Genomic DNA, 23,936 nt, shown 5'->3' with positions numbered 1-23,936 from the left:
TTGTTGTTTTGGCATTGTAGATATCCGCTCCTTCACTTGATAAGTTTATTCTACAAGCCCTTATTTTTTCTGTCCAACTAAGTGTAGCCGATCCAGGTAAACAAATATGAAGGAGAGATCCGTTACGATTAGAAAGGAATTCATGATATACCAGCCAATCAAGATCCCGCGAAACAAAAAATATGGAAACAACTATTGGACTCCCCGTGGAAACAAGGTCAATAAGCGGATCATCGAACTGTATAGTGATCTGGAATATGACCATTGGCTTGTGACTGAAACGAATCCAGAAGTTCTCACATATTGTGAGCAACCATTGGAGATTTCTTACGTTATAAACGGCCAACTACGTACATCCATCTTTGATATGTGGATTTTGAAAAAGGATAACTCGGAAACATTTGTAGAGGTCAAATACGAAATAGAGCTTATATCTAAACATCCAAAATATGCTCGAACTCAACGTCAAATCGAAGCACAACGAGAATGGTGCAGAATTAACAATAAAAATTACGTAATATGTACAGAAAATGACATAAGAAGGGGGCGTCATTCTATTGAAAATAGAACATCATTATCAATGGCAGTACTCAATAGCAAGAAGCCTGCTTATACAAAAGAAGTGTTAGGCTGTATTTCGAATCAAGGGACTAAAATTAAAGAAATTATAAAGAACCTTTCTCCTATTGCAGTAGAAGATGTGATTTTAACACTAAAATGGCTACTCTACGAGGGTGAGGTCATATCAAACATAGAAGATCAACTTATCGGATTTGAAATGGAGGTGTGGACAAAGTGAGCAGATCACGAATATATGAGCAGGATGGATTAGAACCTGAGCAAGCTAATCCAGAATTTTGGCCCTCAGTGGATGAGAATGTATTAAATGAGTCTGCTCATGCTGTTTATATACAGCGTAAAAAAGCCGTTTTAATGTATTTCCGAAGAGAAAGTCTAGATATCATTCAACACACAACCGGAGTTTCACCTCGCAACTTGAGAAGATTATTTCGAAGATGTATTCAGTACGATCAATACGGTGTTGTTTTAGGTTTTCGAGGATTGATTCCACAAAAAAATGTAAAAACCTACGAACTAGATTTATTCAGCGAAAAAAGAAATAAAGAGCGAAAAACTGGAGAATTCAATCGTTTTCTGGACATGCATCCAGACATTAAGGACTTGGTGGAAGATCTATTCTTAGGTAGAAAAAAGCGTTCATTGGAACCGGTCATGAAAGTTAAACACATTCACAAGCGCTTTATTGAGCAGTGCCGGAAAAAAGGAATAACACTTTCTGAGTACCCTTTAAATACAAAATGGATGGGATATAAGGCCTTACAACGGTACATTAAGGAATTAGCCCAGCAAAATTTCAGAAAGTCAGCAGCTCGCTATGGTTACGATGCATTTCAAAGAGCAAACCGAGTAGGGGAGGAAGATCAAAACCAACTTTCTAACCTATTCCCATTTCAGAAAGTTCAATTTGATGCTCATCGAATTGACGGTTTTTTTACTGTAGATCTAAATACACCAGATGGAGATCTCGTGACTATGACGCTGGAGCGTTTCTGGATTCTTACCATTATTGATGTGAGTACTCGTAACATTTTGGGATATTCAATTTGTTTAAATAGGGAGTACGGGGCAAGTGACGTTATGCACTGTGTACGTAATGCAGTTATGCCACATAAGCGGCTAGAATTGACAATCCCTGGGTTGTCATATAACCCTCCTGGTGGTTTTCCAACAGAAAAGTTTCCTGAGTTAGAATGGGCAGTTTGGGATGTGATCTGTCTAGATAACGCCAAATCTCACTACGCAATAATGGTACAGGATCGACTAATGAACCTAGTTGGATGTACTCTGAACTTCGGTCCGGTAGCACTTCCCATGAGAAGAGGAGTTATTGAGAGATTTTTCAAAAACTTAGCCGAAAACCTGTTTCATCGATTGCCAAATACAACGGGCAGCGGGCCGGATGACCCTAGACGAAACAACCCTGAAGAGAAAGCGCTTCATTTAAACATAACATACGATCATTTATTGCAACTTGTTGATGTAATGATTTCGAATTACAATGGTACACCTCATGGAGGAATATATCATCAAGCGCCTCTTGAACTTCTTGAAAAGAGAATACAAATAACAGGTTTACTCCCTAGGCGCTTAGAGGAAGAAAAAAGATCGGAGATGTTATTTATGCAGACGACAATAAAACGAACGGTTAGAGGGGCACTAAATTCTGGAAGAAAGCCTTATATTCAATATGAAGGCGCGGAATATCGAAGTGAAAAACTTGCTGATTCAGCCTATTTATTGAATACCGAGCTGATTCTTCATGTAAATGTTGACGATCTTCGTATATTAAAAGCTTTTCTTCCAGATGGTAGTGAATTTGGTTATTTAACAGTTAGTGGAAGATGGTCACTAACTCCGCACTCCTTACAAACGAGACGTGCAATCAATTCATTAGTTTCGCGAAATCTAATGCATCACACGACTTGGGATGACCCTATTTTTGTTTATACTGATTACCTTATGAGTCAAAAAAATCTGAAAAAATCGACGAATAAGATCACTCAAGTGAATGAGGTTAGTAAACAAAAACCATCGGATCCAACTGGGGAACAAACCATAGCATTGGAGGAAGCAAAAGCACAGTATGAAATATTAGATAAAGTTCGTGAAGAACAGATCATAAGGGTAAAGCAAAACGAGATGGATGATTACGAACGCTTATTAAAACAATTTAAAACCAAGATGTATTAAAGGAGAAGATGTCATTGGAAAATCAGATACCTGTTGGAACACATCCTGTTGAAGTCGGACATTATTTACTCCCGACCAAAGAAGTACTCCGTTTAATGGATAACCTCAAAAAAATTGTACTGAACCGATTACCAGGAATGATTGTCTATGGTAGGCCACGTCTTGGAAAGACCTATGCATTAAAGTTTGCATTAGAGAATTTGTCACAATTTATAAATGCACCAATTCCAATATTCATAGCCAACAGCAACACATATCGATTTCCAAGTGAAGAGAAATTTTATGCTGATCTTCTTTATGATTTTGAATTTCCGTTTGTCGCTAGACGAAAACCTGGTGAAATGCGAAATCAAATTGTCAATTTACTCAAAGAAAAATCCGAGTCTCGTTTAAGAAGAGCGATTTTAATTATGGATGAGGCACATCACTTAACAGAATCACATTATCATTGGTTAATGGACATCTACAATCAACTAGATCGTGCGAAAATCAGTATGACTGTAATTTGCGTAGGTCAAGAAGAATTGTTGACTAGAAGAACATTCTTTCTAGAGCAACGTAAATCTCAAATCATTGGAAGATTTATGACACATGAACATCGTTTTTTCGGTATTACCTCCTTAGAAGATATCAAAGCTGTTCTTCGATGCTACGATTCACCAGAGATCTCTGCGTATCCTGAAAATAGTGATTGGAGCTTCACGAGATATTTTTTTCCAAAAGGATATGAGAAAGGGCTGCGATTAGAAAAAGATGCTGGTGTAATTTTTAATCAATTCCAAAATCTTCGCAGAGAACATGGTGTGAATTCAAAACTTGAAATCCCTATGGAATACTTTACGTATGCTGTTGAGAACGCCTTGAAAATTTATGGAACAAATGGGGAGCATCTTGAATGGATCTCAGCTCAACAGTGGCTTGATTCCATAAAGCTTACCGGCTACATTGAATCTGAAATTTACATGGCTTTGGCACATAAAGGAGATAGATAATGAATATCGTATGGAGAGAAGGATGGATCCACGAATACGAATCACCTTGGTCTGTATTTGAAAAATTAGCTTTGGTAAACCTTGCAGATCGTAACGAGATTCTACAAGTCTTTGGCAGTATAGAAGTAAAAAAAATTAAACATCACATAGGAGACAAGCAGAGAGAACTATTGTACTTAAGTGGTTTCCATCTTGAAAATCTTCATCATGCACTGAATTTCAACTTACTAGAACACAGTCATAAGATCATTCAGTCGTTGATAGCACCATTTTCTGATTTATATAGTTCTTGGGAGCATTGGTTCCATAGAGATTTGCACTGGTGTCCGAAATGTATAGAGGGAGGGTTTCATTCATGGTTTCATCAGTTTAAACTTTTCGATGAATGTGCATTTCATGATCTTAAATTGACTAACTTTTGTCCGGACTGCAGGGCAACGATACCCTTTTTGTTGTCTAATAAACAGTTAGAACATGCATTTCATTGCAAGTGTGGATATGCCCTTGCTAACTTTCATAGATCCAGTTGGAACGAGTGGAGGCCGCCTAATCAATTAAATCAAACAGTTCTATTGTGGCTTCAAGCAAACATGAAGACAGCAAACATGCATTCCAAATGGATAATTCATGCACAACATTGTAACCTGAAGCTATTAATAAATACTGACCCTGAGGAAATTAAACATTTTATTTCAGTAGAACCCATGCACAGACTTGAATATTTCTCTAACCGTTGTCAAAAAGATTTACAGCAAGTTTGTTCTAATGCATTTCAGCAAGTTGTAGAGCAACTATTCCAGGATTCACTTCAATACCATCAACATTGCATTTCTCAATTAATGGAACTTAGAAAATCTGATAAAACGGCTGCATTCCCTGAAATTTGCCCCTATGCATACACTTATGTCTTTTGGAGAAAATCTCTCTTAAAGGAGGAACATTTCTATGGCTTCAATTCTTTAAGAACTAACTTGATTTCTGATACAGCGCCACTAATAATCAGAGACATCCTGGAGTATTTCGTTGACCAGGTTGCCAGATATCAAATGAAAATCCATAGTACTCTTGATGTGAAGGTTCTTTCTTGGATTCTTGAAAAACTGGTTATGCAGTTCTGTAAGAATTTCTTTTGTGCTTGGTTGGCGATCGCAGGGAAGAGAAGTAAGGAAATCAGCGTACCTTCTTGGAGCGAAATTGAGGATATGAGAGATCGGTCTTTCCCGAATGTAGCTTTTAAATACAACTTTAATGAGAGCAGTTCATCAAGCAGCATTGAATTTACCATATGAAAAGCAAAGAGCTGTTGCTAAACAAATGTGATTGCCCCTATCAGCATGAAGGTGCTAAACATGATATTCAATCGATGGTATCATACACACCACAAAAAACTACAATGCTAATCATGAGTGATCCAAGTAATGAGCATAAGATGCTTCAAAAAACAGTCGAGGAATATGTGAAAAAGTTGAATTTTTGAAACCGTTAATCTGAAAATGATTTACGGTTTTTTTTGATGCTTTAAATATCCAAAGCAGAAAGGGTACGGAAATCGGTACAAGTTCTTGTCCTTTAACGGTATAAGTTCTTGTCATCCGACAGGAACCGAGGACAAGCTTATAACTAAAGGATCTTAATACATATGTACAAAATACGAGTTTTGTGAAGAAGTATTAAAAAAGCAGCGGTGTCTGGAATTTAATCCCCGCTATTTTCAACAAAATCTATTAAAAGCATTCTCTGTATTTCTGATTCTTTGATTCCTTCTCCATAGATGTTCGTTGCAGGCTGCAAAATAAGCTTAGTTGCGATATTAACTTGCAACTATAAACCGATCGGTATATACTATCACAAACGGTATAGAAAGTGAGGAGATTTTATGAACAAGCCTTCCCATTCATGTTTCTGAGCCAGACAAAGCTTCTGTTATTGATTGTATGTATCGTAGCGCCTCACATTATTACAATGTGTACGATCTCCTAATAATCACTTCAAACGGCAATCATTGGATAAAATTGACAATGGAAGATTGCATATGTACAATTTAAACTAAAATATAATTACTAACGGAGGGATTTTCCATGGCTAAAGTAAATGTAGGCGAAGAGAATGCTCAACCAATTGAACTGTATTATGAAGATCATGGAGCGGGAAAACCCATCATCCTGATTCATGGCTGGCCTTTGAGTGGACGATCCTGGGAGAAGCAAGTTCCTGCCCTGATTGAAGCGGGCTACCGTGTTATCACGTATGACCGTCGTGGATTTGGCCAGTCTTCCCAACCTTGGGATGGCTATGACTATGATACCTTTGCTTCGGATTTACATAAATTGATTCTGCACCTTGATCTGCGCGATGCCACACTAGTCGGATTCTCCATGGGTGGCGGCGAAGTAGCACGTTATGTGGGAACATACGGAACAGAACGCGTTTCCAAAGCCGTATTTGCAGGAGCAGTCCCTCCTTATCTTTATAAAACCGAAGATAATCCTCAAGGAGGATTGGATGATGCAACTATTGCAGAATTCCAAAATGGGGTAAAAGCGGATCGTCTGGCATTCCTGGACGGTTTCACAAACAACTTTTTCGCTGCAGGAGACCGTACAGATCTCGTAAGCGAACCATTCCGTATCTATAACCGGGATATTGCATCTCTGGCTTCTCCTAAAGGTACCTTGGATTGTATTGCTGCCTTTGCCCTTACCGATTTCCGTCAGGATCTGGAGAAATTCAATATTCCAACACTGGTTATCCATGGTGATTCAGATGCCATCGTGCCTTTGGAGGTGAGTGGACAGCGTACTCATGAATCCATCCCTGGTAGCCGTCTGGTGGTTGTCGAAGGTGGACCACACGGATTTAATGCGACCCACTCTGATCAATTTAACGCAGCATTGATTGAATTTTTGCAGGGTTAAGTTTAACTAGGCTGAAAATTTTAGCAAAAAGCACAAAGTGAAACAAGCAGACACCCCTCTTCGTATGGGTGTTCTGCTTTTTTGATTATTACAATCGTTGATATACAAAAAGAGCCACTATGCATAAGATAGTAGCTACTTGGTACATTATGAATATGAACCGATTCGACATTTGAGAGATCGTGCATCCTTAAAAGAAATAGTTTAAAGTTCTGAAGGAATAACCTTTTGTGCTCGCTTTGGAATAATATTAACTTGCATATCTAAACCAATCGGTTTATACTAACACAAACGGTACAGAAAGCGAGGAAATTTAATGAACAATTTAACTCCCCCATTCACTCTTGAAACGGCAATCCAAAAAACCCGGATGGCAGAAGACAGCTGGAATAGCCGAGATCCCCAGCGCGTCTCACTTGTATATACTGAGGATTGTTATTGGAGAAATCGGAGTGAATTTATCACAGGCCGCCAAGAAATTGTCTCTTTACTAACTAGAAAATGGGCCAAAGAGCTGGACTACCGACTTATCAAGGAGCTTTGGTCATTTACGGATAACCGTATTGCTGTAAGATTCGCATATGAATGGCATGATGATAGTGGCAATTGGTTCAGATCGTATGGGAACGAGAATTGGGAATTCGCTGACGACGGCCTGATGAAGCGTAGATTTGCTTCGATTAATGACATGCCGATCAAGGAAGAGGAACGCAAATTTCATTGGCCTCTTGGCTCGCGTCCCGCTGAACATCCAAGCCTAAGCGAGTTAAACCTGTAACTTGCACTGTTTTGAAAATCTGACGTAACTCCTCTCGTTACTGAGGTATTTGGTGAGTTAAGGTTATGAGGTTACATCCTTGAATAAAGTGACTTTACGGGAGGTTCAAAATCTTGAGTAATTTTGTCGTAGATCAATTGGGATTTGTTCGCCGTCAGGCAGTGGATTATGTGAGTAGCATAAGTGAATCTGCCGCGGAAACTATCCCAGCAGGATTGAAAAACAATATAAAATGGAATCTAGGCCACATGTATGTTGTACATGAGAAATTCGCTTTCCAGCTTACTGGGGAAGAAACTAAATATCCTACTAATTTTAGCAAGTTGTTTGATCCAGGAACTAAACCTTCTGACTGGGATATAGAGTCTCCAACGATGTCTCAAATAATTGGCTTGTTAACTGAACAAATAGAAAGGGTTGAATCGGTACTTTCAAGCAAATTGAAAGAAGAAATCGAACCTCATTACAAGTCGTCTACAGGACTTACCTTTACAACGGTAGAACAGTTACTGGGTTTTCTAATTTACCATGAAGCAATGCACTTTGCGACTATTAAGAACATCAAGAGCATAATTAACAGTTAGGATTAGTAAAGGTATCCCCCTTGCTTTATGCTTGACATGGGTACTATCAATAGGGCTCAAGTAATGCAAGCAAATCGGTACAAGTTCTTGTCCTTGGCTTGGAACAAGAACTTGTACCGATAAAATGGATCATTCATTTCTATTTTCTTTCACCGCTTTGTTCCGAATAGTCTGCGGAGTGGCTCCGTAAGCCTGTTTGAACTTTTTATAAAAAAAGCTCATGCTGTCATATCCAACTTGTTTAAAGATAGCTTCAAACGACAGCTGCGTATTTACGACTAATGAATAAGCTGCGTTCAGTCTGATGTTCGCGATCATTTGCGTGTACGTTAGACCGGTTACTTTTTTCAACTTATTACTCAAGTATGTACTGTTATAGTTAAAATGATCCGATAATTGCTGCAGACTCAGGTCCCTATAGTGCTCTTCTATGTAATTCAGAATGGCCGTTATGTTACTTTCCTGTTCATTCAGGCGCATGTTGTGCTCGCTCTTCAATACGCGGACCAATTCTCCAAACACAATCTGTAAGTATGACTTCACCAATTCCATCGAATCATCATGCTCTGAAAAGTATTCTATCAAAATTCTTCGCAAAATGTACTGCAGGTTCTCGTGACCCTGTGAATTGAAAATAATGAAATGATCATAGTGTTGATGCTGCAGCACTGAGTTGGCTAAAAATTCGCCGATTACACTTTTTTTCTTCGACAACCGTTGCAGGAACAACGAGGAAATCGTTTCCCTCTGCAGTAAAATATTGATCAGGATATCGTTCTCTCCTAGAGGAGCGATGCTATGAGGTACATCCCGATCCAGAACGCACATCTGGCCTTCCTCAAGCCGAACTTCCCTCCCTGCTATGATCTGGTTGCATGTCCCGGAATATACATAGTTCAACTCGATGAATTCGTGCATGTGCTCCAACATCGGAGCGAAGCGGTTGTGCTTGTTGATGAAAATATCATGTTTATCAAAGAAAAACGATGCTGGCATACGATAAATGTTTCGCTGCATGTCGAAATATCGTTCATCCTCCGATTTTGCAGAAAGGTCATTGAAGACCTCATTGTTCTGCTGTTGCAGCAGTTCAATTTCTGTTTTGGTTCGCAGCAACTGATCCAGCTCTTGAAGCTCCACTAATGTCCCTCCCACGACGATAATGAAAAAAACGGGCAGCACCGGTCCGCCCGTTGATGAATGGAATTGTTAAATGATGCCTAGTCTTTCCTCTAGTGTACGTGATTTAGCTTAAGGATGCACGTGTAGGATGCTGAACCTGCTGTTGGTACTTATAATTGAATTCGTACTGGCCGGAACCTACTGTAAATGACAACGCGTGCTCTCCACTTTCTTGGAAAATCTTATCGTTCCCATCAGTCCCCATTGTACTCGCCAACTCCAGCGGAATGCTTACTGGCGGATTCGCAATCGAAGGATATTGCTTAGCAATGGTCCGCTTCAATTCGTCTGTATCCACTACACCTGGTAGCGTGATATGAGCTGTTGTATTGTGCGGAATATGAACCTTGCACCGCATTTCTTCATTCTCAATTTGCCAATGAACCTTAAGAGCTCCATACGGTGTTTCCAATTCACCACTAGCTGACGTTAATTTCATAGGTGGTTTGGGTGCGATACGTGATTTTTTGTAGCCTGGTTCAATCAGGTCAATTCCCGTAATGTTCCGGTACATGAAATCGCCGACGGAACCATATGAATAGTGGTTGAAAGAGTTCATCGCTGTGCTCCAAAACGATCCGTCCTCCTTGATGCTGTCCCAGTGCTCCCACATCGTCGTTGCTCCCCGTTCAACTTGATAGAGCCATGAAGGGTAATCATTTTGGAACAATAGCGTATAGGCTACATCTGCATAGCCATGATCGGATAAAACTAAGCAAAGATACGGGGTACCGACAAAACCGGTATCCAAATGCATGTTTTTCTTTTCAATAAGACTGACAAGCTCTTGAATGACCTGCTTTTTATACGGTTCAGGCACCAGATCGAAATACAAGGCGATAACCTGCGCAGTCTGTGTATTCGAAGTGAGCTGGCCTGCATCATTAAAATATCGGGTGATAAAGGCAGCTTTAATGCCTGCATGTAAAGATTGATAAATTTTGTAGTCGCTATAACGATTGAGCAGCTTCGCCGTTTGAGCTACGATCTGTGTTGAATACGCAAAGTACGCCGTCGCAATCAATGTTCCGTCCGTTGCTCCGAAATAGCTTCCTTCCTCACTGTCCAATGCCAGCCAGTCCCCAAGCTGCAATCCGGTGTCCCACAGATACTCTTCGCTTCCTTGTGTACGAATATAATCAACCCAAGCTCTCATGCTGTCGTATTGCTGGGCCAAAATCTGTTTATCCCCATAGCACTGATAGATCGTCCAAGGACAAATGACGGCCGCATCGCCCCAAGCTGCTGTCGTTCTACTTATGCTATCCGCAAAGGTTCCTTTGAGAACGTCTGGAACAACAAAAGGAACTGCCCCGTCCTCCAGCTGATTGTAAGCCAAATCCCTTAGCCATTTGCGAAAAAAAGACGCTGTATTCATGTTGAAGCTGGCCGTTCTCGCAAAAATTTGCGCATCCCCCGTCCAACCCAGCCTTTCGTCGCGCTGCGGACAGTCCGTTGGTACATCCAGGAAGTTCCCCTTTTGTCCCCACACGATGTTATGCTGCAGCTGATTGAGCTTCGGGCTGGATGTCTCGAACGTTCCAATTGCCTCCATGCCAGAATGCAGGACAACACCGGTGAAATCTTCAATTCTTACCCCGTCCGGAAAGCCCTCAAGCTTCACGTATTGAAAGCCTTGGAACGTAAAATGCGGGCGATACGTCTCCGTGCCTTTTCCACTGCAAATGTAGGTAATCTGCTGTGCTGCATCCCGAATGTTATCCCGATAGAAGTTACCGTCCTGATCCAGCACCTCGCCATGAACCAGATTCAACACCGTACCGGCTGGTGCCTTAACTTTAAATTCCAGCCATCCCACCATATTTTGGCCCACATCAAGAACCAGTTCACCTTTAGGGGTTCGAATGAGCTCAACTGGCTTGAGACGATTCATAATCCGCACCGGCTCGTTCTCCTGAGCGACGAGATGACTCAAAGGAAACGATAAGACTTTCATCTTTTTTCGTTCCATTCTCCGTTCGTTGGTGGGATAATCTCCGTCTTCCAATAGTTCTAGCCTTGCATCATAGATTTCGCCGTTATAGATATCCGACATTAGTATAGCGGAGCCCGTTTCCTCCCATGTGGCATCTGAGCAGATCAATTCAGTACGGCCATCTTCATAGCTAATTTTCATTTGCAGCAGCAAGGCATTCGTATCCCCGTAAGTGTCTTTACGTTTTTGCCACCCCAGATAACCACTGTACCACCCCTCACCCACCATCGCCGTAATTCGGTTATGCTGCTGATCAATGAGATCCGTAACGTCGTACGTCTGCACCTGAACACGATTATTATAGTCCGTCCATCCCGGGGTGAAGTACACATCGCCCACTCTTTGCCCATTCAGCTGCAATTCATACAAACCGAGGCTAGTCGCATAAATGACGGCTTTACTAACCCTGCCCTCTACCGAGAAACCTTTCGTTGTTGCAAATGGTGCCCGCGCCTGAAAACCCTCATGTATGCTTCGCTCCTGGGCAGTGATCCATTGTGCTTTCCAATCCCGCTCATGCAATAAGCCCATTTCCCAAAATGCTGTATCACTCCACGCCGACTCTTCCGGCTCTGTGTCCCCCGCCCCTTGGGCCCATACTTTGACCCGATAATAATATCGTTGCCCAGATTCCAACGGGGGGCCTTCATATGGAACAAGAACGGATTGCTCCGAATAAGTGAAATGGTTCCAGAGCAGCGAATCGAATTCACTATCTAAAGACACCTGTAGCTGAACCCGTTTTTGGGTGACATACATCTTATCCGATTCGATGTGCCAGCTTAATCGTGGCTGCAGGCAGCCTAGTCCAATTGGATTGTTGAAATGTTCGCATCGAAGCGTTTTCACTTTTAGCATGGTAACGACCTCCCCATAGTTCACTTGCTTAGCTACCTTAATTAAAACGTTTCCAAAGGAGGGAGGTCAATGTTCTATCCCTGCATGTTTAGTGCTTGATTTACAGGTGTTGTCGGATACGAAACTAGGCTTCTACAGGGTTCTAAAGAATTCTAAAGGCCTTCATATAAAGGGAACTTTGACGTCATTTCCTGCACACGCCCCGCTACATCCTCTTTATTCTTCAAGCTTTTTGGATTTTTAAAAACAAGACTGATTAATTGTGCAACCTCCTTCATCTCCTGGATTCCAAATCCTCTAGATGTCATGGCGGGGGTACCGAAACGAATACCACTCGTTACTAATGGGCTTGCTGTATCATGCGGTATTGCATTTTTATTAGCAGTTATCCCTATTTCATCAAGTAAAGTTTCAGCTTCCTTCCCGGTCAATCCAGTAGGACGTAAATCAACCAATACCATGTGGTTGTCTGTTCCTCCCGATACCACTGTCAGCCCTTCAGCTATTAGTGTGTCAGCCAATACTTTTGCGTTCTCTAAAACTTGTTCCATATACGTTTTGAAATCCGGCTGCGAGGCTTCACCTAACGCCACTGCTTTACCAGCGATGACATGCAGCAGCGGACCACCTTGTGACCCTGGGAATATTGCTTTATCCAGAGCTTTTGCCCATGGTTCTTGACATAAGATGATTCCTCCTCTAGGGCCACGCAGTGTTTTATGTGTTGTCGTTGTGACGAATTGCGCGTGTGGTAATGGATTAGGATGCAGTCCGGCTGCCACAATACCAGCAATATGAGCCATGTCTACAAAAAACAGAGCCCCGACTTCGTTCGCGATTTCTGCGATTATCTCAAATTCGATGATGCGTGGATAGGCACTTGCACCTGCGACGATCATCCGTGGTCGATGCTGAAAGGCACTTTTTCGAACCTGGTCATAATCAATATATCCCGTTTGTTCATCAACCCCGTAAGGCACAAAGTTATAGAATGATCCTGAAAAATTCACTGGACTTCCATGTGTAAGATGACCGCCATGAGACAGGTTCATACCTAATATAGTATCGCCTTGCTTAACTGAAGAGAGATACACGGCCATGTTCGCCTGAGAACCTGAATGTGGCTGCACATTAGCATGCTCTGCACCAAAGAGCGATTTCGCACGTTGGATGGCAAGCTGCTCCACCTGATCAACATAGTCACATCCGCCATAATATCTTTTACCAGGATATCCCTCAGCATATTTGTTAGTCAGCACACTGCCTGTAGCCTCCATAACGGCTCGACTTACGAAATTCTCAGATGCTATAAGTTCAATTTTATTCCGTTGTCGTCCAAGCTCTTTTTGGATCGCTTGCGCTATTATTGCATCCTGCTGCTCCAAATGGTTCATATGTAACTTCCTTTCCGTTCTCTTTTTGAAAGACTTCAGCCCCTGACACCCCTCTGAATATAGATTCAGTTGTGTTGCTATAGCTTGATGCCATTGCGGATGTAATGATCGCTATGCTAGTATATCAATCAATGGATTGGCAATGAACATCCATAATCTATCTTTTGAAGCAATCCATAAATCCATAAAGCAACCGGTGGTGACAACATGCTCAACGTAAATCGTGATGATAAACGCCCCATTTGGCAGCAACTTCTGGATCAGGCTATTCATAATATTACTACTGGAAAATGGCCTCCTGGTGAATTGCTACTCCCCTCTCGTGAGCTTGCACAGCTGATTGGTGTGTCGCGTTCCACCATACAGATTGTGTATGAGGAATTATTTAGCCGTGGATACACGGTCACCTCGCGTCGAGGTGGGACTAGAGTAAATGAATCAATCTATACCGCCCCTTTCTCAAAGGAAACAGAGCTGAACGAACCTGCTTCACCCGAATTGCCACCTTTAACATTTTCGATTGACCCTCTGCACAGCTGGTTTGGTAATAAAGAAAAGCTGGAAACAGATATTGATTTCAATCCCCACGAGCCTTATGTAGATGATCTATTTCAAAAGAATTGGAGGCAATCCTTCTTACATGCTTCAACAAAAGCAGATGTAAACGTCTGGTCTTATGGTGATCCAAAAGGTTTTTTGCCGCTTCGCAAACAAATTCAAAGATACCTGTCTCTTGAGAGAGGCATTGACGTACATGTTGATCAAATTTTATTAACTTCTGGAGCCCAACATAGTATTGATCTAATGTCTCAAGCCCTTCTGCAGGAAGGGGATACGGTTACGGTTGAAGATCCGGGATTTCCTGCTGCATGGATGACCATGAATTATCGACAAATGATCATTGAACCAGCCCCAGTCGATGAATACGGTCTTTGTGTCGATCAGATTCATCCCAAATCAAGGCTTGTGTTCGTAACGCCATCTCACCAATGCGCTGCAGGAGTAATTATGTCGGAGCCTCGTCGTCAGCAATTGATCCATCTGGCCGCACAATCTCAATTTTGGATCGTAGAAGATGATTATGACAGCGAATTTCGGTACCGTGGAGACCCACTCCCTACTTTATTTAGCCAGCGGCCCCAGAGCACGCTGTACATGATGAGCTTTTCCAAGATGATCGCTCCTGGCATTAGAATATCTGCGGTCATCGGTCCGCATGAAGCTATTCATCGAATGACTCAGGTCCAGGAATTGACCTACCGCCACCTTCCTATTATGGAGCAACTCACGCTTGCCCATTTTATCGAGACAGGCCACTTTATGCGTCATATGAGGCGAGTACGAAATGTGTACCGACGTAGGCACGAAGCCTTGTCTAAAGCCATAACCACAACGGGATTAAGCGAACATTTTAAGCTAAGTGGAGTAGAAACTGGACTGCACATGCTTCTAGAGGCAGATCCGTCTTTTGATGAAAAAGCAGTTACACAATTAGCTATGGAGGATGGTATTCGTATTTATCCACTCAGCAAATACTGTTATACAAGTGACCGAAAAGGGTGGGTCCTCGGATTTGCTAAAGTAGATGAGGCTACCATTGAGGAAGGAATTAAACGTCTGGCAAGGATACTTATTCCGTAAGTACCTTGCCATGTAAGTGTAAAAACAACGCAAGCGATGCCTGCCATATTACGCTTAGAAGAGTTCTCATGCGCAGCTTTCCCCGTACAAATTGCAGCCGGAATGGCGGCTGGCTAATCCAACTGTTGAATGTTCTCATTCCAATAGTAGCCGTCCGGTAAATATCGCTGGCCGAACACACTCGTCCCTACTCTGATCATCGTGGCTCCTTCTTCAATCGCCACTTTAAAATCAGCAGACATCCCCATCGAAAGAATATCCATGTTCACCTTCGGCATGTTTTTTTCTATAATTTGTGCTTGTATATTTTTAAGCAATCGAAAACAATCCCGGGTTTCTTCGTTAGTGGCATTAAACTTACCAATGGTCATCAAGCCTTTTATGTTTAATGTGTCGAATTGGGACAACTGTTCTACCAGTTCAACGGCTGCCTCTGGAGCAGCTCCAAATTTACTTTCCTCATAGGAGGTGTTGACTTGCACCAATATATCCATGCTTTTATTTTCCTTCATGAGCTGATGGTGCAGAGCCTGGCCCAGCTTCAGACGATCTACTGAATGAATGAGCGTCACATACTTCACTACATCCTTCACTTTGTTCGTTTGCAGGTGACCAATAAAATGCCATTCTAGTTGTTCATGTTGCTGCATAAGTGGGAACTTGTCCCTTAACTCCTGAACCTTATTTTCACCAAATAAAGTTTCACCAGCCCGTATAGCCTGTTGCAGCTTTTCTAGTGGAACTGTCTTCGTGGCCAATAACAATGTCACATCCTCAATTTGGCGACCAGAGGTGCGACAAGCCAGCTCCATTTGCTGTCTAACGGTTATGAGATTCTCCTCTACAAGTTGGTCCATACTCCTCTACCCTCTTTCAGATATTAAATACGTCAATCCCTGTGCCAGTATACCAACAAGTGGATGGGTGAGACATATCCAAAAACAGAAAAAAGAACAGTCCAAAAGGAAAGAAACTATAGGGCGATTAATGAAACCATAGGACGATGAATGTGGATTTAAATAAATACTTCTAGTAGATTTACTTCTCCTGCTCCTTTACGACCTGCTCAATTCCAAGCAAAATCAGCTTCAAGCCGAACTCGAACGCGCCGTCGCTCCCCATCACCTTGAATAGCCCGCTCCTGTAAATATTTCGGAACAATCCTGCTTCCGACTCACTCATCGAATCCAGCATATCGTCCATCTCCCCGATCGGAACCACACCCTGCTCAGTTAGGATCGCAGTTATATTGCGCTCATGCTGATAGTTGTCCAGAACGAAATAGAAAACATAGTTCACGAGCGTAAGAACCGCCTGCAACTTCTGCTCTTGCTCAAGTGGCGTCGATTCCATGCAGAGCAGCATACGGTTGGTGAACCGGATCATGTCTGGCTCGTGAGGCAGCGTCATCATCATCAGCTGCGTGGAGCACGGATACCGACCAAGCACACTTCTTACCGTTACAGCCAGCCCCGCCATCTGCTCCTTCCAGTCTCCATCGGAGTGGAACTCCTCCAGTATTATTTTCGATATTTGATTGGCCAGGCGCTGATAGAGATTCTGCTTACTTTTGAAGTACCAGTACAAAGACGGGGCCTGAATTCCCAGACGGTCGGCCAATCGTCTCATACTGAATTTCTCGATGCCATCCTCCCCAAGAAGCTCCCAGGAAGCTTCCAAAATTTTATCCTCCGAAATCTGTGGCTGCTGTTTTTTCATAGCTATCCATCCTTTTATCTAACGGTGTAAGTTTATGCTTTACAGGTTGATTAGGTTCATGATATCATCTAACACTGTAAGGCGCAATCTAACACTGTTAGACTGTTGAAAAAGCACTCCAGAGTAGCTGAAGCAAAAATAAATGAAGAAAGTAGTGACTCCATATGGATGCAGAAAATCTCTATTATTTTGAAAAGGCACCCATCGCCAAAGCCGTAGCCCACTTCGCTGTACCGATGATGCTAGGTACGTCAATGAGTGTCATATACTCGATATTGAATGCCTATTTCCTTGGTACGCTAGGCAATACTTCCATGCTTACCGCACTCACACTAACCTTGCCTCTATTTGCGCTCATTATGGCGCTAGGCAATCTGATGGGTATGGGGAGCGGTACATTCATCTCCCGATTGCTTGGAGAGCACCGATACGATGATGTGAAGCACGTGTCATCATTCGCCTTTTACAGCAGTCTGGTTCTCGGTTTTATCGTCATGGCCGTGGGTCTGCCGTTGATTGACCCCATCGTTCATGGGCTGGGAGCCACGCCTGAATCGTTCGGATTCACAAAGGACTATGTCATGATTATGCTGTTGGGTTCACCATTCGTTGTATTATTCTTTACGCTGGAGAATATCGTACGCTCGGAGGGTGCAGCGATCACTTCAATGATCGGCATGCTTCTCAGTGTGGTCGTTAATATAATTCTCGATGCACTAGTCATCTTCGTCTTCCATTGGGACGTGATCGGGGTGGCGTCTGCTACAGTCATTTCTAATGTCGTTGCGAGCACATTCTACGCCTTCCATATCGGAAATAAGAGCCCCTTTTTAACCATCTCCGTAAAATGGTTCAAGGCTACCAAGGAGATTCTGAGCAATGTACTCAAAATCGGCGTTCCCGTCTTTGTTATGAGCATCTTCTTGGGTGCCATGTTACTCATCGTGAATCATTTTCTGATCGAATATGGAGAACAGGCCGTAGCAGGATACGGTATTTCATCACGGTTACTGCAATTTCCCGAGTTCATTCTGATGGGCCTATGCGAGGGAGTTGTGCCGCTCATTGCCTACACTTTTACAGCGAACAAATTACGCATGAAGCATACCATTGGATTTACAATCAAAGTAATTGTGTCATTAGCCGCCGTGTTCGGCGTCATCGTCTATCTCACCTCCGACCACTTAATTAGTTTATTTACGAATGATCCGCTATTCATTGAAATGGGTAGCTACATTCTTCATGTGACGTTCTTATCCCTGTTCATCTCAGGAGCTACCACCTTGTTCACGGGGATCTTCCAAGCAACAGGGCAAGGAACTGCCGCCTTTGTAATGTCTGTTATTCAAGGAATTACGCTGATTCCTGTGCTCTACATCGCTAATCAAATGAGCGGCCTGCACGGTGTAGTCTGGTCGCTTGTCATTGCAGATGTCGTTGCTTTCCTCGTTGGTGCCATCATGATGTATGCGCTGCGGACCAGATTGCAGCCGGATATGGACCATCTCGTCCAGCCGCAGTAGCTTCTCCCGATGGAACAGGAATGCATAAAGACATGCATAACAAGAACCAATCACATACGCAGAATAAAATAAGAAGGCTTGACGTGTGCTATATGCCTACGTCAGGCCTTCTTCTTGTTCGCAAGAGTGAATAGCTGGCGATTTAAACTGCTTAAGCGACTACAGTGCCTAATAACACCTAAGATGCCAAAGTTATTTTTTGTGAGGGAATACTGTCCGCTCTGCTAGTTCGACTTCATATTGTACAACCTCGTCATACCCCAGACCTTTGGATTTAGTCATCATCTCTTCTTTGAGGCTATTGTATTCTGCTTCATTCTTGGCAAAAATCATTTTCCAGGAATACTCCTTGATAATCTTACCGATGCCGTCGAGCTTTTGCTGTAGCTGGGCCGGTGTTGTAGCAGGAGTCTCCGTCGTGAAGAACGGTTTTGACACCTCGATCATATCGTTATTCACAAAATATTCTTTCGCAGTGGTAGCGCCCATGGCTTCCCGCCAGCTTTGGGTTACGGGGTCCGGGTCATGATTCAGGGTTGAATTCCAAAGATTATAGTCATACGGCTCGCCTGTGTCTGGGTGAATATTGGTAAGCTTCAGTGTCGTGTTATTGATCTGATTCATGCCATCCTTGAAAGTACCGCCTCCATATTCCGCTGGAACTGGCTCCGAGCTCGCAGGCAATGCTTTCCATCCATATTCTGTGACGAATGGTTTGCCTTGATCGTCAATGTCCCATGCGAGCCCTTTAGGGCCGTAATTGGATTCCATCACACCTTCTGGAGAATACAGCCAGCTCAGAAATTCCATAATTCGCTCCGGGTTCTTCGCTTTTGACCCAATGGCCCATATTCGGTTCCCACCATACGGACTCATCCCGTAGGATGTGATCTTCTCCTCTTCAAAAGGCACCAAAGCAAAGCCTTTACCTTCAGCAGTACGTTCCGAAGTGTTGTACACGTTATCTACCCAAGGGAAATGGGAGAAGAGCACTTGTCCATCCTTGACCTTGTTGGAGACATCGGAGAACTTTTGCGTCAAAGAATCGGGATCTAGCAACCCCAGCTGATTAGCGTCAAAATAGAATTTAAGCCCTTGAAGGTAATACCCGTCCTCATCGAGGATGCCTTGCCACTCATTCTTATTCTGATGCGTCAAAGTCAGACCTGCCGGGTTAAGTCCATCGCCTTCATTATAACCATGGAACTGAGCAATGACCTTGGCAAGTGTCATGTAGTTGCTGTCCCAATCAGACCAAAGCGATATTCCATAGGTCGGACGACCAGATTCGCTTTTAGGCTCCAGCTCTTGCATTTTCTTCAGTACCGGCAAGTAATCATTCAATGTCTTGATTTTGGGGCTGCCAAGCTTCTGGTACAAGTCCCAGCGCAGATTCGGCCCATAGCTCATCGTTACACCTTCTGAGGGTCCCTCTCCTGTACCCACGTCAAAGCCCACTCCGTACACGCTCGTACCGCCACCGAATTGCGTCTTGTTGGCTTCAATTGCTTCAGGAGCATATTTCAATAAGCCTTGACCATGTGTGTCAAGCAGCCCATCCTGAGTCCAATCGAGCAAAAGGCCCGCCTTGATTGCGTCTTGATAGTCCTTACCATTCGTGCCAAACACAACGAGATCGCCTAGATCGCCAGAGGCCATCATGGTTGCGATTTTTTGCTGTCCGCCAGCCAGATTGGAAGAGATGATATTTAACTTAAGATCAAATTTGTCCTCGACAAGCTTGGCGAACCATCCAGGCTGTTCACCGGCATAGTTAGCAAGCATAGAGAATACGTCGATTGTCAGCTTTGTGGAGTCTCCTGCTTCGGCTCCGTCATTATCCTTGCTGCTGCAGGCTGAAGTAAATATAAATATGACGCACATAAGAACAAGTAGCACCGGTTGATATCTTTTTTTCATATACATACGTCCTCCCTTATGTGTGATCCTTCTTTTGCTACTCAAGCCCTTGGAGTTATCACTTTCTATAGAGCTCAATTATTATAGATGTCATCAGCATTTCGTGTAGCCTTCCTCCCTTCAAGTGAAGTAGCGGAGATTATCCCTTAACGGCACCAATCATGATTCCTTTGACAAAAAAACGCTGGAAAAACGGATACACGAGCAGAATAGGCAGCACAACAACCATGGAGACCGTAGTTCGGATGGAAGTCGGGGTAGCCATGTTGGCCAAGTCCAGATCCATGCCACCTGTAGATTGCTTCATTAACTGTGCTATCGACGTGGCTTCATTCATGTAGCGATACAATATAAACTGGAGCGTGAACAGACGCTGGTCCGTAATCAAGAACAAGGTATCCGTAAAGCTGTTCCACTGGCTGACGGAGGAGAAAATAGCAATGGTCGCTAGAATGGGTGTGATGAGCGGGAAGATGATGGATGTAAAGATTTTGAAATAACCTGCACCATCTATTTGTGCGGATTCTTGCAGAGCTATAGGTGTAGACTCTACAAAGGTTTTGACAAGGATAATAAAGAACGGTTGGACGATGGCAGGCAAGATATAAGCTAAGAAATTATTGGTCAGCCCCAGATGTAGCATCGTTAAATACCACGGAATAAGACCGGCATTAAAGTACATCGTAATGACGAGAAAGCGATACCAAAATTTTCGTCCCCACATGTGTGTGGTGAAGAGATAACCGAGAAAAGCAGATGCAAGTACCGTTAATACGGTACCAATTAGCGTACGACCAACAGACACAAGCGCTGCTTGACCCAGACCTGGGATTTTGAAGACATCCGTGTAGTTGGTAAAGTGTAAGCCTTTCGGGTAAAACATGACCAGCCCTCTACTGCTCAGGTCATTGTTGCTGATCGTATTAATAAACAGATAGTAAAATGGAAATACACATATGATCGTGATGATCGTAAATACCGTATAATTGATGAAGTGAAACCATGTGAATTTCTCTTTGATCGGCATGCTGCACTTCCCCTCCTTTACGCTATTACCAGGATTTAGAAGATACTTTCTTTTCGAATAACTCTGGACAGATTATTGGCTACGAACAGCAGAAACAGACTAACCAGCGATTTCAGCAAGCTAACAGCCGTGGCAAACCCAAAGTTGGAATTGGTCATCCCAATATTGTAGACGTACAGATCTAGCACTTCGATATGACTCGTGTTCATCGCATTTTGGAATACATAGAACTGCTCCATCCCGTTATTGATGAAGTTCCCGATGGAGAGTAACAACAGTACGAAAAATGTTGGCATAAGTCCCGGAACGGTCACATGCCACATCAAACGAAAGCGTCCTGCGCCGTCGACCCGCGCTGCTTCATAGATTTCTTGATCGATTCCTGTAATGGCCGCGATATACATTATTGCGCCCCATCCGAGACCCTTCCACACACTCCATAACGTCATCGCCAGCCAGGTATGATCATCGGAGGCCAGAATATTCAGCGGCTGGTAAATCCATCCCATCTCCAGTAGAAAGTTATTAAGGAAGCCATTGTCTACAGAAAACAACATGAACGCGAACGAGTATACAAGCACCCAGCTGATGAAGTTCGGCAAGGTTGTAAGCGTTTGTACGATTTTTTTGAATTTCGTGCTTCTAAGCTCAATCAGAAATACGGCAAAGATTACTGGGAATATGGAGGTCGCAATATTTAAGCTGCTTATGGCAACTGTGTTACGTAGCACCCTGATAATTTCCTGACGTTGTATTTCATTCGCTACCATTGAGGTGAACCATTCAAAACCCATGTATTCCGAAGCAGAGAGCGGGATGCCTGGCCGATAATCATAAAAAGCATAGATCCATCCGTAAAGAGGCAGGTAAGAAAAGAGAAAGGCCAACACTAGGAAGGGTAATGCCATTAGAAATAAATGATATTTATCTCTTCTGGGCCTCTTTAATGATTGTGTACCGATCAGGGGATCTCTAGCGTTGTTCATGTCATCATTTCCCTCCAGTATTGCGTATTTTCTCGATACAACACAGATATGACTGGGTACTTCCATTCATTGGATTATTACTGTCACTTCTAGGATTATTTCCTGTCCACCCTGTCTATTCCAATCTTTAAAGAACTGCTCAAATTCTTCTAGAGGAGCTGCCCCTAAAATGATTTTTAGAAGGTCTCTTTTCGAGATTTTGTAGTGGCGGAGACAGCTCCCTCTCCTCTCAAAAGCCTAAAACCTCAACAGAGCAGCGATTCTCCACTAATGTGAGAATCGCTGCTCTGCGTATCGGTCATTTGTATGATGATTTGAGGCTCTGCTGCCTTCCGGGCAAGTTGATTTATTAATTCGTTGTTTGCAATGTTCTTAATAGCTCGAATATTTGTCCTCTGTGATGAGCCTCATGCTCAACTAAATGATAAACAACCCATTCAGGGGTGACATCATAGTCTTCCAAGTGCCTTGGCGTTCTCCAGTCCGTCAGATCAATCTGCCTAAAATGATACAGTAACCTGTCACGGACAGTCTGCAAGCGAGCAAGATGTTGTTCCAGCGTTTCTCCTTCCACATGAACCAGAGACCCATTCTCCAACCTGTCACTTAGCTGGAACAAAGAACGAATTTCCGGCTCATATTCGGTTTCAAGCACCTCGACATATAGCCAATCCGCCTCAATCAGCGCAATATGATACAGCAGCGAGCCGATGCTGTGCCGACCGTCAACTTTTTCATCCAGCAACTCTTGATCTAAGCCCTTCAGCTTGTTCACAATCGTCCTGCGCACATCCTCCAGACACCAAAGCCACCGTCCTATCTCAGGCTCGTATCCAGACAAGACACCAATCTCTAATGTTGTTCGCCCCATATCCAATCACCCTCCTTGTCTCACCTTAATATTCGCTATACGCTTTGTCTCCCCCTTTTTATTCATGAAATTAATCATTGTGCAAAATGCTGGATGACCCATCATCTCGCTGCTTTCAGGAACAAAGTTCAAAAAAAAAGATCAAGCCAGGATCATTGCAAACGATGTTTGCAAGACGGCTTTGATCTGCTCTGGAGCTGCACCGGATCTACCCAAGGTTCTCGCACCTAGTATCGCATTGTTCAGATAAGCTGCCAGCTCCTGGCTAGTATATCGTCGCGTAATCAGTTGCTGCTCCTGACCACTGCGAATGATCCGCTCGATGATCTGCACTGACTCTACGAACAACAGCTCCACCTCGCGGGAGATCTGTGCGTCATCTGTTCCGAATTCCAGGGACGTATTGACCATCATACAGCCGCGACTCATCATCTCATCACTCAGTAGCGAGTCTAGCAGTGCTTCCAGCTTGCTCAACGGAGACTTGTCCTCGGCATCTAGTTCCTTCAGCACTCCAATACTATAGCTGCGGTAGTGTGCCAAGGATTTCAAGAATAGACTGCGCTTATCATTGAACACGCAATACAGGCTTTGCTTCTTAACTCCTGTCGAACGAGTCAAATCCTCATAGGAGGTTGACTTGAAGCCCTTTTCCCAGAATACTTCCATACATTGGTGTAGCACGTCATCAACATCAAATTCTCTCGGTCTGCTCATGCATCCATTCTATTGCTTGTTGACCCAGTAGTCAACAAAATCGCCTTATTGGATCGTTCGA

At 43.2% G+C, this 23,936-nt stretch carries 19 protein-coding genes and 1 pseudogene; 9 read left to right on the top strand and 11 right to left on the bottom strand.

Translation table 11 applies throughout. The features are described 5' to 3' along the window. Positions 1-106 precede the first annotated feature (106 nt). The 7 genes from K331_RS0118210 to K331_RS0118175 all read left to right on the top strand — a co-directional run bounded on the left by K331_RS0118210 (position 107) and on the right by K331_RS0118175 (position 8,041). Entirely contained in the window at positions 107-799 is a 693-nt protein-coding gene (locus K331_RS0118210) for a TnsA endonuclease N-terminal domain-containing protein (RefSeq protein WP_028591435.1), read from the top strand. Beyond that, positions 796-2,772 carry a hypothetical protein gene (locus tag K331_RS29885; protein ID WP_051289904.1) on the top strand — a complete coding sequence of 659 codons (1,977 nt, stop codon included), beginning with the start codon at positions 796-798 and terminating at the stop codon, positions 2,770-2,772. Before K331_RS0118210 ends, K331_RS29885 begins: the two co-directional genes overlap by 4 nt. 14 nt (positions 2,773-2,786) lie before the next feature. Continuing rightward, positions 2,787-3,764 carry an ATP-binding protein gene (locus tag K331_RS29880; protein ID WP_051289903.1) on the top strand — a complete coding sequence of 326 codons (978 nt, stop codon included), beginning with the start codon at positions 2,787-2,789 and terminating at the stop codon, positions 3,762-3,764. Beyond that, positions 3,764-5,053 (top strand): hypothetical protein, encoded by a 1,290-nt coding sequence (locus K331_RS0118195; RefSeq protein WP_028591434.1) that lies wholly within the window; start codon positions 3,764-3,766, stop codon positions 5,051-5,053. The genes K331_RS29880 and K331_RS0118195 overlap by 1 nt, the downstream gene beginning before the upstream one ends. A 789-nt stretch (positions 5,054-5,842) precedes the next feature. Beyond that, complete coding sequence (locus K331_RS0118185) at positions 5,843-6,679, top strand: alpha/beta fold hydrolase (RefSeq protein ID WP_028591432.1); 837 nt, start codon at positions 5,843-5,845, stop codon at positions 6,677-6,679. 316 nt (positions 6,680-6,995) lie between these two features. After that, positions 6,996-7,457, top strand: coding sequence for a nuclear transport factor 2 family protein (locus tag K331_RS0118180; protein WP_028591431.1), 462 nt, complete (start codon positions 6,996-6,998; stop codon positions 7,455-7,457). Between the two features lie 113 nt (positions 7,458-7,570). Next, the gene (locus K331_RS0118175; RefSeq protein ID WP_028591430.1) at positions 7,571-8,041 is read left to right on the top strand and encodes a DinB family protein; all 471 of its coding nucleotides are present in this window, start codon (positions 7,571-7,573) and stop codon (positions 8,039-8,041) included. A 129-nt stretch (positions 8,042-8,170) separates the two neighbouring features. Here K331_RS0118175 and K331_RS0118170 read toward each other — a convergent pair whose 3' ends face one another. The 3 genes from K331_RS0118170 to K331_RS0118160 all read right to left on the bottom strand — a co-directional run bounded on the left by K331_RS0118170 (position 8,171) and on the right by K331_RS0118160 (position 13,471). Then, on the bottom strand, positions 8,171-9,181 hold the full coding sequence (locus K331_RS0118170) for an AraC family transcriptional regulator (protein WP_028591429.1): 1,011 nt from the start codon (positions 9,179-9,181) through the stop codon (positions 8,171-8,173). 106 nt (positions 9,182-9,287) lie between these two features. Further along, complete coding sequence (locus tag K331_RS0118165; protein ID WP_028591428.1) at positions 9,288-12,077, bottom strand: alpha-L-rhamnosidase; 2,790 nt, start codon at positions 12,075-12,077, stop codon at positions 9,288-9,290. A gap of 152 nt (positions 12,078-12,229) precedes the next feature. Next, positions 12,230-13,471 (bottom strand): serine hydroxymethyltransferase, encoded by a 1,242-nt coding sequence (locus K331_RS0118160; protein ID WP_028591427.1) that lies wholly within the window; start codon positions 13,469-13,471, stop codon positions 12,230-12,232. 207 nt (positions 13,472-13,678) lie between these two features. On the opposite strand from K331_RS0118160, the gene pdxR reads away from it, so the two are divergent. Continuing rightward, positions 13,679-15,112, top strand: a complete 1,434-nt coding sequence (gene pdxR, locus K331_RS0118155; protein ID WP_028591426.1) for a MocR-like pyridoxine biosynthesis transcription factor PdxR — start codon at positions 13,679-13,681, stop codon at positions 15,110-15,112. 11 nt (positions 15,113-15,123) lie between these two features. Here pdxR and K331_RS32965 read toward each other — a convergent pair. The 3 genes and pseudogenes from K331_RS32965 to K331_RS0118145 form a co-directional block, all read right to left on the bottom strand. After that, positions 15,124-15,204: pseudogene (locus K331_RS32965) on the bottom strand (hypothetical protein); the annotation flags it as partial. Between the two features lie 21 nt (positions 15,205-15,225). Next, positions 15,226-15,969 carry a YggS family pyridoxal phosphate-dependent enzyme gene (locus K331_RS0118150; protein WP_028591425.1) on the bottom strand — a complete coding sequence of 248 codons (744 nt, stop codon included), beginning with the start codon at positions 15,967-15,969 and terminating at the stop codon, positions 15,226-15,228. A gap of 181 nt (positions 15,970-16,150) precedes the next feature. Next, positions 16,151-16,831 carry a TetR/AcrR family transcriptional regulator gene (locus tag K331_RS0118145; RefSeq protein ID WP_028591424.1) on the bottom strand — a complete coding sequence of 227 codons (681 nt, stop codon included), beginning with the start codon at positions 16,829-16,831 and terminating at the stop codon, positions 16,151-16,153. Positions 16,832-16,995: 164 nt separating this feature from the next. Here K331_RS0118145 and K331_RS0118140 point away from each other — a divergent pair, with 164 nt between their 5' ends. Beyond that, positions 16,996-18,354 (top strand): MATE family efflux transporter, encoded by a 1,359-nt coding sequence (locus tag K331_RS0118140; protein ID WP_028591423.1) that lies wholly within the window; start codon positions 16,996-16,998, stop codon positions 18,352-18,354. A 192-nt stretch (positions 18,355-18,546) separates the two neighbouring features. Here K331_RS0118140 and K331_RS0118135 read toward each other — a convergent pair whose 3' ends face one another. The 5 genes from K331_RS0118135 to K331_RS0118115 form a co-directional block, all read right to left on the bottom strand. Next, positions 18,547-20,274: an extracellular solute-binding protein gene (locus K331_RS0118135; protein WP_036635256.1), complete on the bottom strand. Its 1,728-nt coding sequence runs from the start codon at positions 20,272-20,274 to the stop codon at positions 18,547-18,549. A gap of 139 nt (positions 20,275-20,413) precedes the next feature. Further along, positions 20,414-21,301 (bottom strand): carbohydrate ABC transporter permease, encoded by an 888-nt coding sequence (locus tag K331_RS0118130; RefSeq protein WP_028591421.1) that lies wholly within the window; start codon positions 21,299-21,301, stop codon positions 20,414-20,416. Positions 21,302-21,336: 35 nt separating this feature from the next. Then, a complete protein-coding gene (locus K331_RS0118125; protein ID WP_051289902.1) occupies positions 21,337-22,287 on the bottom strand; it encodes an ABC transporter permease in 951 nt (316 codons plus the stop codon). Between the two features lie 349 nt (positions 22,288-22,636). Then, entirely contained in the window at positions 22,637-23,158 is a 522-nt protein-coding gene (locus tag K331_RS0118120; protein ID WP_028591419.1) for a DinB family protein, read from the bottom strand. A 141-nt stretch (positions 23,159-23,299) separates the two neighbouring features. Next, positions 23,300-23,875 carry a TetR/AcrR family transcriptional regulator gene (locus K331_RS0118115; protein WP_028591418.1) on the bottom strand — a complete coding sequence of 192 codons (576 nt, stop codon included), beginning with the start codon at positions 23,873-23,875 and terminating at the stop codon, positions 23,300-23,302. Positions 23,876-23,936: the final 61 nt, after the last annotated feature.

The organism is Paenibacillus massiliensis subsp. panacisoli DSM 21345, assembly GCF_000426545.1.
Taxonomy (GTDB): Bacteria; Bacillota; Bacilli; order Paenibacillales; family Paenibacillaceae; genus Paenibacillus; species Paenibacillus panacisoli.
The sequence above is the reverse complement of the archived record's forward strand: the minus strand, read 5'-3'. Positions and strand labels throughout refer to the sequence as shown.